The sequence below is a fragment of the Allochromatium warmingii genome, assembly GCF_900107145.1.
Classification (GTDB): domain Bacteria; phylum Pseudomonadota; class Gammaproteobacteria; order Chromatiales; family Chromatiaceae; genus Thermochromatium; species Thermochromatium warmingii.
The window spans coordinates 1-12355 of record NZ_FNOW01000009.1 but is presented as its reverse complement, the minus strand read 5'-3'; the positions used below and the strand labels follow the sequence as shown (position 1 = coordinate 12355).

The 12355-nt window shown below is 47.4% G+C and carries 10 protein-coding genes; 1 reads left to right on the top strand and 9 read right to left on the bottom strand.

The window, feature by feature from the left end:
- Positions 1 to 67: 67 nt before the first annotated feature.
- The 5 genes from rpmE to BLW10_RS04210 form a co-directional block, all read right to left on the bottom strand.
- Positions 68 to 268 (bottom strand): 50S ribosomal protein L31, encoded by a 201-nt coding sequence (rpmE, locus tag BLW10_RS04230; RefSeq protein WP_091332557.1) that lies wholly within the window; start codon positions 266 to 268, stop codon positions 68 to 70.
- Positions 269 to 381: 113 nt separating this feature from the next.
- On the bottom strand, positions 382 to 861 hold the full coding sequence (locus BLW10_RS04225; RefSeq protein ID WP_091332556.1) for a Na+/H+ antiporter subunit E: 480 nt from the start codon (positions 859 to 861) through the stop codon (positions 382 to 384).
- A gap of 15 nt (positions 862 to 876) precedes the next feature.
- Positions 877 to 1278 carry a 4Fe-4S dicluster domain-containing protein gene (locus BLW10_RS04220; protein WP_091332555.1) on the bottom strand — a complete coding sequence of 134 codons (402 nt, stop codon included), beginning with the start codon at positions 1276 to 1278 and terminating at the stop codon, positions 877 to 879.
- 156 nt (positions 1279 to 1434) lie between these two features.
- Entirely contained in the window at positions 1435 to 1866 is a 432-nt protein-coding gene (locus tag BLW10_RS04215; RefSeq protein ID WP_091332554.1) for a flagellar basal body-associated FliL family protein, read from the bottom strand.
- A 22-nt stretch (positions 1867 to 1888) separates the two neighbouring features.
- A complete protein-coding gene (locus tag BLW10_RS04210; protein WP_091332553.1) occupies positions 1889 to 4471 on the bottom strand; it encodes a methyl-accepting chemotaxis protein in 2583 nt (860 codons plus the stop codon).
- Positions 4472 to 4519: 48 nt separating this feature from the next.
- Here BLW10_RS04210 and BLW10_RS04205 point away from each other — a divergent pair, with 48 nt between their 5' ends.
- Positions 4520 to 4825 (top strand): hypothetical protein, encoded by a 306-nt coding sequence (locus tag BLW10_RS04205; protein ID WP_091332621.1) that lies wholly within the window; start codon positions 4520 to 4522, stop codon positions 4823 to 4825.
- A gap of 8 nt (positions 4826 to 4833) precedes the next feature.
- Here BLW10_RS04205 and BLW10_RS04200 read toward each other — a convergent pair whose 3' ends face one another.
- From BLW10_RS04200 to BLW10_RS04185, 4 genes are all read right to left on the bottom strand, one after another.
- Complete coding sequence (locus tag BLW10_RS04200; protein ID WP_143117002.1) at positions 4834 to 6063, bottom strand: hypothetical protein; 1230 nt, start codon at positions 6061 to 6063, stop codon at positions 4834 to 4836.
- Positions 6064 to 6179: 116 nt separating this feature from the next.
- Positions 6180 to 8462 carry a hypothetical protein gene (locus BLW10_RS04195; protein ID WP_091332551.1) on the bottom strand — a complete coding sequence of 761 codons (2283 nt, stop codon included), beginning with the start codon at positions 8460 to 8462 and terminating at the stop codon, positions 6180 to 6182.
- A gap of 21 nt (positions 8463 to 8483) precedes the next feature.
- Entirely contained in the window at positions 8484 to 9332 is an 849-nt protein-coding gene (locus BLW10_RS04190) for a sulfotransferase family protein (protein WP_091332550.1), read from the bottom strand.
- Positions 9329 to 12058, bottom strand: coding sequence for a glycosyltransferase family 4 protein (locus BLW10_RS04185; RefSeq protein ID WP_177168976.1), 2730 nt, complete (start codon positions 12056 to 12058; stop codon positions 9329 to 9331). The genes BLW10_RS04190 and BLW10_RS04185 overlap by 4 nt, the downstream gene beginning before the upstream one ends.
- Between the last annotated feature and the right edge of the window lie 297 nt (positions 12059 to 12355).

Genomic DNA, 12355 nt, shown 5'->3' with positions numbered 1-12355 from the left:
CGCAACCACAGCGGGGGCGGGTCTCGGGGTCGCTAGGCAGGTGGGCTATCGGAACTGCCGCACCGCTTCAACGCGCATATTTGCGGCGGAACTTATCGACCCGACCCGCCGTATCTAACACCTTTTGTTTGCCAGTGTAGAACGGATGACAGGCCGAGCAGACTTCGACATGCAGCTCTTTGCCTTTGGTCGAGCGCGTGGTGAAGGTGTTACCGCAGCTACATGCGACCTTCACTTCGTGATATGCGGGGTGGATGCCGTCTTTCATGGTGATCCTGCTGCCTAAATAGGCGGAAAAATTCTTGGGAAACGTGCAAATCTATCAGCTTAACGCTTGGTGCGCAATCTAAGCGACCGGGCAGTATATTACACGAGAGCGGCTTAAATCCGCTGAATGGCGCGTTCGAGTTCGCCTTTGATCGTCTCACCGGCGGCATCGGGATCGGTGGTGCGGACATCAATCCAATGCACATAAAGATCCGCGTCGGCGGTCTCCAGCGTCACCGTGCCTGGGGTGAGCGTAATGCTATTAGCTAATAACAGGCGCTGATAGGGCTGTTGCAGTTCCGTGCGAATGCGCACAATCCCCGGCGCAATCGGTAAACGCGGATCGAGCACACGGCGGGTGACATCGAGATTGGATAAAACCAGTGCTTTCAAAAACACGGGTAGATAGCGCAGTAATCCAAGCACACTCCAGGGTTTATCTGCGTTCGGGGTTGCCGTCAGTGGCACCGTGAACCAAAGAATTACGGCGACGACAATCAATCCGGCGATGAGTTCTTGAATGTGGAGCGAATTGGTTAGCCCCAACCAAATAATTAACAGTACCGCACCCCATTGCAGGTGTTGCCTGTGCATGTGTTGTGCTCCGCGCTATGGGTTTTTAATGGATTTGGGGACATATAAAAAGCTGTCGGCATCGGCATTGACATAGGTGTATTCACCTTCGAGCCGCAGTGAATAGGGGCCGCAGACATCGGCGCATAAACTACACCAGCAGCAGCGACCATAATCAATACGCGGCACTAAACCGCTGGCATTTTTGGGATTGATCTCACCGCTGGCCTCGACCATATCAATGGCTTCATTCATGCAGATTTCTTGACAATTACCACAGCCGACGCACAGGCTAAGGTCATTGACATGAAAGCCGCGATAGCCCGGCACGAGCTGACGCTTCTCGACTGGATAATTGAGCGTATGCGGTTGTTTTAGGCTCTGCTTGAGCACACTGAAGGGCAGGGTTACGCCCTTGATGTCAGGATTCCAAGCCATGATAGCGTTACCTGTGCTGAGGGTCGTATGGGTTTAAACCGCAGATTTAACTGTTTCGCAACTGCAAAGAACGCAAAGAACGCAAAGTTATTAAAAATTATTAAAGCTAAACATTAAAAATCTTTGTGTTCTTTGCGCCTTTGCGGTTCAAATGATTTATTGCACAATAAAATCCGTGAAATAAATCACGCTAATTGCCGGGCGTCCGGTCAATTCCATCATGGTTTCACGGAGCTGATCGAGCAATTCGCGGCGTAATTGCTCGCGTGATTCGGCGCTCATTAATTGCTCGCCATCGCGTCCGCCGAGCATGGAAATCATCCGATCCCGCAAGCGCGGCAAATGCTGGGTAATTAAATCCGCTTCGGGTTGAGTTTCAATAAAAAACTGCAAGCTGAATTTGAGATACCGCGCTTTGCGGGGATTGGCTAGATTGACAATTAACGGCTTTTCTAGCGCCATATAGCCCGGATAGGCCGCTGTTGCTGCTTTTTTATCATCACTGGCCAGCAATTGCGTCAGCGGCAGCAATCCGAGTAAAAGCAGAACAATAAGCTGAATCATGGTCTTGCGCGATGCACCGGTCATCGTGACACGCTCCTGTCGTCAATTAATGTTGATTGAGTTTAAAAATCGCAATCGCTCGCGCTAATTCACGGGCTTGATCTTCGAGGCTTTCAGTCGCCGCTGCCGCTTGTTCGACCAGCGCAGCGTTTTGTTGAGTCATGGCATCCAGTTGCGCAACAGAACGTGTCACCTGATCGATGCCGGTCGATTGCTCGATGCTGGCATTCGCAATCGCTGAGATCAAGGTTGCCACCTGACGGAAGCTCTCGACGACCTCATCCATTTCGATTCCTGCTTGCTGGGCCAGCTTTGCGCCATCATCGACCTGACTGAGCGAGGCGAGAATTAAGGTCTTGATTTCTTTGGCCGCCTGCGCACTGCGTTGCGCTAAATGCCGCACTTCCATCGCCACCACCGCAAAGCCTTTGCCTTGCTCGCCAGCGCGTGCCGCTTCGACGGCGGCATTGAGCGCGAGAATATTGGTCTGGAAAGCAATCGAGTCGATCACGCTGATGATGTCGGCGATGCGCTGGCTGGATTCCTGAATCAGCCCCATGGTGCCGACCACCGAGCGCACCGTCTCGCCGCCGCGCTGGATGCGCTGATTGGCCGTCGCGGATAAGGTATTAGCCTGTTGCGCATGTTCGGCATTGCGCTGCACGCTGGCATTAAATCGCTCCATTGAGCTGGCGGTCTGTTCGAGCGAACTGGCTTGGGCTTCGGTGCGGGTGGAGAGATCCTGATTGCCGGTCGAGAGTTCCTGCGCGGCATGATTGATCGCGGTGCTGGTGTCGAGAATGCGCCCGACGACCGCACGCAGATGTTCCAGCGTGGCGTTGGTGTCGCTTTTCAGATTGCCAAAGGTGCCCTCATACTCGGCGTCGATGCGCTGGCTCAAGTCACCTTGAGCAATGGCGTTCATCACCCGCGCTAAATCGCTGAGTCCAGCCGACACAATCCCGAGCAGACGATTGAGTCCTTCGCTGAGATGCAGAAAAAAACCGCTTTTGCCGCGTGAGTCCAGATGCCCGCTAAAATCGCCATGCACCGCTGCCTCGACGAGCGCCGATAATTCCTGTTCGATGCTGACCTCGCCAGAACGATCTGTCCATTCCACGACGGTGCCGAGTCGCTCGCCGTTGTCGTTATGCACTGGATTAGCCACGCGCCGGAACAGTCGCCCGCCGAGGCGGATTTCTTCGCTACGTTCATGGGTCAACTCGGCCAGCGGCTCGCGGGTGCGCGGGCCAGATTGTAGCGCCGCAAACGGCTGACCGATGAGCGCCGAGGCGTCAAAATCGGGTAAATCTAAGCGAATTTCCGCTTCCGCTTCGTGCATCAGACGCTGCATCGCCGCGTTCATGTAAATAATGTGTTCGGTGGTATCGACGACCATCACATTGGTTGACGCCTTGTCGAGCGCACTCTGAATGCGCCGACTATCCGCCGCTAACTGGCGCTCGGCTTCGATGCGCTCACGCAGTTGCTGCTGCATGTGTTTCATCGCGGCCAGCAAGCTGGTGTGATCGTCGGCACGCAACGGAATCGCTTGATTGAGCGCTCCGTCCGCAATCGCCCGCGCCACGCTGACGGCAAAAGCCGGTTCACCGCCCATCTGCCGCACAATGCCGCTGACCATGACCGCGCCAAGCCACACCGTCACTAACAGAGTTAGACCAATCAATAATAAAAAGGCGATCAGCGCGGCGTGCGCCTGCTGGCGCTGTTGCATGACGGTGGCGGTGATAACCTGTGAGAACTGCTCTTCGACACTGCGCAGGCGGTCAATTTTGACGGTAATCTGGTCAAACCAGAGTTCGGGCGGATAGATCAATTCACTGCCGACGCCAATACTGCGCACCATCTGTTCGACCTGCTCGACTTCCTTGACGCTAGGATGATCGAGCGCCTGATTCAGCGCAGCGCGTTGTTCTGGGATCGCTAACGTCAGGGTGAGGCGCTGAAAATTAGTCTGATCGCTCAAGAGCGTGAGCAGCATTTCATACTGCGGCGCGGCGATCTGACCGGCACTCAATGCACCAGATAAAATCGCTCGCTCTTGACCGTTGCGTTCTTTGAGATACAGCAGGGCGCTTTTAGTGTTCGCCAGCCGTGCCAAGTGCGCATCTGGCAGTTCGTTACTAGAGCGCATTGCCACATCCAGCAGCTTGGCAATTGCATCACTGTAGATTTGAAACGACTCCGGCGGCAGAACGCTGAATTGATCAATGCGGGCGCGGACTGCGGTGAGGCGCTCCAGATCGTCGAGCGCAGTGCGCAGCGCACCGCGATAATCAGGCGCAGTGCCGGTCAGATCGACGGCGTTCAGGGTGGTGCGCAAGGCGACGATCTCGGTTGCCGAAGCAGTGCGCTGTGCGGGGAGTCGGTCGGCGAATTTTGCGCCACGACTAGCTAAAAAGCCTGCGGACAGGCCGCGTTCTTTTTGTAGCTCATGGGCCACTTCGCCCAGCGCCACCACCAGCGCGGCAATCGTCTGAGCGTGATGCGCGTTCTGAATCTCGGTGGTCAGGCGCGTGACGTTCATCAGCGTGAGCACTAGCAAAATGAACGTTGGCACACCGGCCAGTAGCCGCAGTTTCGTTTTGATCGTGAGACGATTGAGCATGTGAATCGCGTGCGTGTCGAGTCGTCACAACTTGGAAAACGTAAAATGATGACACAAACCGCCCCGCCGGATGGCAGAGTTTCGCCGCGCAAACCAGATGTGCCGACCGTGATGCGCACCCTGATTGCGCAGACCCGCGCTACCCTGCCCTTTGATGCGCCCGACGCGCAGCTCTGTAGCGGCAACTGTCACGGCTGCTCACGCAAATTGCTGGAGTTTCTCGACACGGAATTAATGAGCTGGGAACAGCGACTTGATGCTGGTGAGCGCCCGGGACTAGCCGAGCTGTCGCGTCTGCTTCAGACTGTCGGCAAAATCGAGCGGGTGTTGATGCGGAATGGCATTCGCTTTTAGCGCTTTACTCAGGATGGCTGTAAGCGTGATTCGATATATTGGATAATTGGCGCGACATAAGTAGAATAGTAATGATTTAAAAAGCCGGTTTTCAACCAGTTTATATTATATTTGGAATGCTCAACAAGTTTGTTAAAAAACACTTTGTCACCAGCCGCCAAATTGATTTTAAAATCGATAAGTGAGAAAAATATGGATTCTAACCGCCGCGCCTTGTTTTCTATGTGATCGTAACGATGATCGATCACATCGGAAAAATCCGAAAAGCCCAGCTCCTTTATCAAATACAGCGTATTCGGGTGATTGTACATTAAAAATGGATGACCGAGCGCGAGTGCTTTGAATGTTTTCTCGGTGATTCTCGCCACGCCATCATGGACGGCTGTCTCGGTCACTAAAGATATCCATGATCGCCTATAATTCTCTAGATCTATTTTGAAAACTAAGCGATCATTTTCATTGTAGTCATCCACTTTAAAGGGAATTGAATTAGCGATAAATTCCAATGATAATTCAAGATTATTGGGGGCTTCAGGATGTTTGGAAACGGCTTTCTGAATATCAAAACCAGCATTTTTTCGGTAGCCATCTGGAACGGGAAACGACACCAATGATTCATCTAACAATCCAAATTTATGCAACATGGCGCATGTATAAACACGATGATTTCTGGGAGTCCCATTCAAGCATAGGATAAACTTATCCTTGTTGTTGTTGGTCATGGAAGCGATCAAATTATCTTCCCATTCACCATCTATGATATCAAGTATATGCATGGCACACGCAATCGGATAATAATCATATGCGCAACATTTTAACTGGTATGAAATATTATTTAGCAATCTATTTTGAGATAGATATAATACATTTTCGAAAGAACGCATACCTTTTGTCTTGAATTTATCTTTAATCCATTTAATTTCTTGCGCGGTTCCTGGCTCGTTGGAGTGATCGAATAAAACAACAGCCTTATTGTCGCGTAAATTTTTAAACACATAGTCCGGCAAGTCTTCGATCAATTCCAAGTTATTAATATTACGTTCTTTGCATAATTTTACTGGAAAAATAATAATATAGCGACCATCCATGAGTCCGTCTTGATTCATCGGCAAAGGTTTAGGATCTGATTTAAAAAATCCACTCCTATCCATTATTGGATTCCATTGCCTCATGGACTTAAAAAAGAAGCCAGCATCACGATGCCCGTAAAAATATACATTTATTCCCATCAATGACATTAATGTGTACCTCTCAGTAGCTGTCAATCTGTCACTACGCACTCTGCGCTGAGACGAGATATAAACAACTACTCGACGTTAGTATTCGGTTAGGTTTAACAGTAAATGCTGTAGCTTCATTTACGTGTTTGATTAACTTGCTTGGCAATTTTGGTGTACAGACAGCCAACTAATCGCGCCACCTCCTCCGGTGTGTCGCCCTTAATCCCATCAGACACCGCATTGTCACCAATCAGCGCTTTGAGTGCATCAAGCGTCTCTGGCTCCACCTGCAGCAAATCCGCGTCGCGCTGAATATCCCCGGCTGAAGGCGTCATATCTTCCTCTAGCGACGATCCTAAACGCGCTTCCATCCACTCGATATCCTCGCGGTGCGCATCCAGAATTGGTTGCACCCATTCGGGCGCAAATCGCAGCTTATCCGTGCCAATGTTCCATAATGCATCAACTAATCGCTGGTTAATACGCACCGCCTCGCGGCCTATCGGTGTCGCTTGACCAAATCGACGATAGATATACAACAATTGCGTTGCCTGCTTGGATAAGGATTCATTAACTTTTTGGGGAGTAACAGGGATATAAATATTCAGACGTCGACAAAAATCTTGCACAACATCCGAGTACGGAAAAGCAGCTGGATCGAATTTCCAGAGCTGCACCTGCTCGCAACCATATACTTGATCAAATTTTTCAAAAAGGCGACGGTAGCGCGGATATTTCGTTTCAAGATTAAACCGATTATCAACCCCACCTTTTAGTTGCTGTTGAAAAACACTTTGCATGAAAGAACGCGGTGGACGAACATAGGCAACAATCATGATGTTCTCAAATCGATCTGCTAGGAAATGCCTAAATTTCTCAAGTTCGGGCTTTTTCAATGAGCCAATTCCTTCGCCGGAAAATAGCCATGTTTTTCGCGGGTTATCTGCCAATTCTTCATCAAGTTGCCGCAGTGTTTCACGATTCAGTTGATCGATCTCGGTGCTGGTTCGTGCCAATCTTTGATTGACCGGAAACTTTTCGGGCGCGTCTGAAAATAGACTGCAAATTCTCACGCTATGGTTCTCGTCAATATGCGAATAAAAACAGTTTGGATCAACGAGATTGTGATAAAGCACCTGCTGTAAGGCAGTGGAGCCAGTTTTTTGCATACCGACGTGGATAATCACCGAGTTAAGTTTTTTACCTCGCCAGATCTTGTCTTGTCTAATCTCGTTGCTTTTAGTATGAGCGTTATATTTTTCTGGATCTGGCTGTTGCAATTCTGGCGACACCTTCACGGCAGCTTGTTGCTTAGGTGCTGCTGTGTCGCAAGTCGTCGCGAGTTTCCCCGCTAAATCGTTCACGCGGTCTTTCAATTCGGTGATTTGTCGAGCTTGCCACATCGTAATCTGAGCAAGGACAGCAAGCATTTTCGACGGATCGACAGTCATCGGCGGAATGTTTAGCTCGGATTCAACAAGTGGCGGTTGTCCGCTCTGTTTGAGCAATGCATTAACCGCCTGACGATCAAGCTGAGTTTCTTGCAATACCTGCTCTAGCGCGTCGCGTGTTGGCATCAGTTGTCCCAGCCAATCGTCAAGTGTTTGATTATAATCAATGTTTACTCCTGTCAAAGCTTTTTGAAATAGAGGCGATGGCGACGCTTCTTGTACTTGATTATTAAAGAGCGTGCGTAAAAGCAATTCTTCTGGCGCAAGGGTAGTATTGACGTGATAAAACGATAACACTTGCTGCTCATTTAGGCCAAGCAACTGATAAAAATCTACAACAACATCCTCAACACAATCAAAATTTCGCACCAATACCGCATTGGGAAAACGCTCTAGCCAGGGTTGCAAGCCAAACATAAAACAACCTTTTTCTTTCCATCTTTCGTACCATTGCGGAAATGAACGGATAGGCCCCAAATAACCCTTGTGTTTTAGACCCCATTGTACATAAGCCGACCGCGCCCAAACGTCATGGCGCCGAACATAGGCAAGAATTTGTATGCCAATGCCGCTTTGTTGCAGTTGGGCGAAAGCATTAATTGCATAATCGCTTCGGGGAAAAAACCATTCATTACTCCAAATCGCCATACGAAAGCCTTGATTACGGATGTCTATCAAAGCTAGGTTCAGTACATCCTTGAGTTCGGCTTGCCTTGTCACCACACTCGCATCAAAAAATTCGGCTTGACCGCCACGCCGCTGCCAAGAAAACTTCATCAAGGGCGCATGTTCGAGCATTTCCCCCAAATACCATACTCCTTGAGCTTTCAACTGTTCGCGCTGATTTTTTAACATCTGCTGAATCGAACTGGTGCCCGTTTTCCCGGCGCCAATATGAAAGACGAGACGAAATGGATTGTGAGCCGATGTTAAATCAAGAGACGTTAAAGTCGTTATTTTTTTCATTGTCAGCAAAATTCCATAAAATTAATTAGAATGCCACAGCGAAGATAAATCGCGATGGATTATTTCTGATGTTTTTGCTATTTCATCATGAAACATCGCTCGTGCTTTCGTAACTAGATCGGGCGATAAACTGATATCGACTACTTTAGGCGAAGCATTAATTTTTTCGTTAAGATCGAATAGAATATTCAGCCCAAGAAAATCACACAAAGTTTGCAGCCAAATCTCCGGTTGATCGCGTAGATCTTCATAAATCAACACGCAAACGTTATCACGACCAAACAGGCGAATATAAGCACTCAAATTATCAGCATAAAAAGACTGCGCTACACAACTGCCGGGGCTATACCAATCGCGTATGGAGACGGCATTATCCTGCACAACACGCATTCCGGATTCAAGAAAAGCCTCAAGATCAGTTTCGATCATGTTGCGTTTGTGATGCTGAAGATAATGTTTATACTGTGAAATGAGCCGCTCAACAGGCTCGCGTAGCATGATAATAATTTTCACATCCGCAACGAGGCGATGTATCCAATCCGCTGCGCCTGGAACGCTGAAATATACTGGGGAAATTTCACATAAATAGCGTTCATTCTTTGCTGGCAAAAAAAGACGCTCGTAGTCTTCTATGCGCCACCCCATTCCGTTAGGTCGAAATTCTTGTTGAAAAACACCAAAAAAATTCACTTCCTTGATCGGTGACACATAAACTTCCGGTTGTTTTTTCAATAGTTCATAAAGCAAAGTTGTCCCGCAACGCGCCACACCAACGCCAATTAAGTTAGGGCGACGCCGCTGGCGTAAACTTGCCATAAGTACTTTGTAATAGCTTTCTATGTCATTCGCGGTCAAAGCTGGAATTGTCATGCTGAGTAACCCTTATCCTGATTAAGAATATCAGCGATCATATCTTTCAATTGATTGGCTAACAATTCAGGTGCAAGCGTCTTTCTGATTGAGCGAGCGGCTTCCTCTCCAATAAATCGGCGTTTTTCAACATCAAGCAGCGTACGCATCAGATGGCTTGCGGCTGCGAGATCTGGGTCTCCCCAGCGCGTACCGGCTGGATAAGGGCCATAGGGTCGATCTGTTTCAATGACTTGTGTTGGAACGAGAAGACTATTCTGTTCGGTCATAAAGTCTAGATTTCCAGAATACTGACTGGCGATCACAGGTAATCCAAGCGCCATGGCTTCGGCGCAGGTGAGACCGAAACCTTCTGCACGATGCAGCGAAACATAAACATCTAAACTTTTTATGAAATCAAAGGTTTTTTCGTGCGACATAGTCATCTCCATGACTAAGATACGATCTGAATCTACCCGCGCCCGAATCATTTCATACTCGTAAGTTCCTCGCGATTGGCCATTGACTTTTAGCACTAGATAACAACGGTCATTGTCACGGAAGGCATCTTGAAATGCTTGCACTAAACCCGCAACATTTTTGCGCTCAAGAATGCTATTTGGATCGAAAGCAAAACCAAATAAAATTGCCTCTGTGGGTAAGCCAAATGCTTGACGATTCGCCACAGCACGATCAAGCGCAGGGAAATCTAAAACATGCGGAAAAACGCGCACATTTCGTCGGCTAGTTTTTCGGATAGCTGCAGCCGAATAATGGCTAGGCGTCCAAATTTCATCGAACAACGTATCTGAATTTTTAAAGTGGTGGGGTAAAGTTTCAGTCTCCCATACCCAATAGCCAACATTTTTGTTTGCCCAATAAAGACTCGGAAGCATATGTTCAAAAGATTTGCTGGAATCGGCATTAGCTACCGTAATCGATAAATCCGCGATGGCGCTTGGCCAGCCAAACAGAGCGGGTTGTTTTGGAAACCCGACTGATTGAGCTTGAACATGTGGCAAAGTGACAGCGCGAAAAGGCAGTTTGGTGTTTTTAAGTGTTGCCACTATGCCACGGCCAGCCTCGCCGGTTCCTGATGGAGCTGTTAAAAATCCTGCCATGTTGATTATCGGATAGGATCGCTCGACAGCAAGAGTTGATCGCAGTGTCTTAATGAAATCGAAGTTCTCCATTGCCATTAAACCCGGCACGGAACATGTGCTAAAGTCATTGAGTATGGAGCGGTCGCGCCCAAAATGGGCGACAAAATGATCAGCAGGCGATATCGCTTTTTCTTTTTTAAGCCAAGTAAAAATCTGATTAGTATTCGCTGCAATACTGCAAAGATATCGCCTATCATCGATCGCGTATAGTGACGGCAAAATTTTCTGTTTCTTGCCGAAATTTTGATAAAGAAATCGGATTTTTTCAAATAATACAGGGCGAGCACTGATAAACTCAACGAACAATGAAATTTCGTTCAAGGAAAGATTTAAAGTATATCTGTGCTGACGTAACCATTCTGCAAATTCTTCGATTTGGTATTTTTCCCATAGTTTCATGAATTTGACTTGCAGGTCGCCTCGTAAGAAATAAAGATTAAAAATGCGAAAGACCCCAGCGCGTGCATTGCTAAGGCACTCGGCATCATTTTTTTCAAAACCCATTTCTTTAACGCCGTGAGTTGCAATCCAGCCCAAAAAACAATTAAAAACATCATCATTGATCCACATATCTTGAAATGCAGCAAACACATCTACGCGATTAGCTTGACGCAAGCGAAAAAACAAATCCGCTACATTATCTCGAATTTTATCGCCTTCGTAAGGAAACAGATCCTGAAGCTGCGCTTCATGACCACCATGATTTAGTAGCCAATTGCGAAAATCGCTATCGTCACTATTGTCAACAGCGTGCGGGAAAGCAACCACAAGATCCTGACGCTGCTGAAGCAAAAAGAAATATAACAGCACTACATTTGGACGTTCTGGCAAATAACCTCGCGACATCAAAAATCGACAAAAATCATCAGGATGGGTGCGCGGATTAGGTGTTGGTACGCCGGTTCTAGATGCCCATTGCATGACACTGCGGACGATATGCATGGGAAGGCGGACACCATTGGAAAGCGTTTCAAACGCATAAGGCCAAGTTATTGATGTTTTATATCCATTTTGAAAAAGTGCTGCTCCATAATAGACCGCGATATTAGCAAAATCTGGAATTTGATTAATTTGATGGCGGTTTTGATGTGTAGAAATTGAGTCAGGCGCAATGGGAAGATATCCAGAAAAATGAAAAAACGCTAGTGGTTGTTCATCAACTTTCCAATTATTTATATCCCCACTGATTTGGCGTTCATGCAAATTCCAATAGGCGACATTATAGCTAGGATCATGGATAATTTTGGTGTCAGGAAAAAAGCCTGGAACAAGATCAATCCATTTTTGGTCAACAAACAATCCTTTAGGAATATCAACAACGCAATCGTGATACAGCTTTTGCATCCACCAATCAAGCAATGATCGAGCACTTTTGGTGTTTTTAAGTCCAATAAATCCGAGATTATAAGTACCACTTTGCAGAATGCTTAGATCGCTTGGATGATGGTTATCATAATAGGGGCGTCGTATATGTGGAGTCAAAACGATAGATGCACTGCTAAATGCTTGATAAATTTCTTCTAGATAACGAAAAATCCAAATATCGGGATCAAGATAAATCAAAGTATCGTAGTTACGAGCCACGAAAAGCTCGGAAAGCACGAAGGGTTTAACCGCCGTGTTTAACTCCATGATCGTGTAACGGTAAATGAAACGATCTAAATCAGGAATTTTAAATCGGTTAATTTCGATGATTTCCGTTCCAGATGAAAGACTGTCAGGAATATCGTCGTTCTTTTTATCAACAAGAACAATAATAAAATCATGTTCGGGATGATATACTAAACTGATACCGATTTTTCGTTTTTGACAATTAACCGATAATAGAAAAATTCTCTGTCAGCAAAGAACGCAGCTCGCTTTTGTATTGACTTGGGTTCG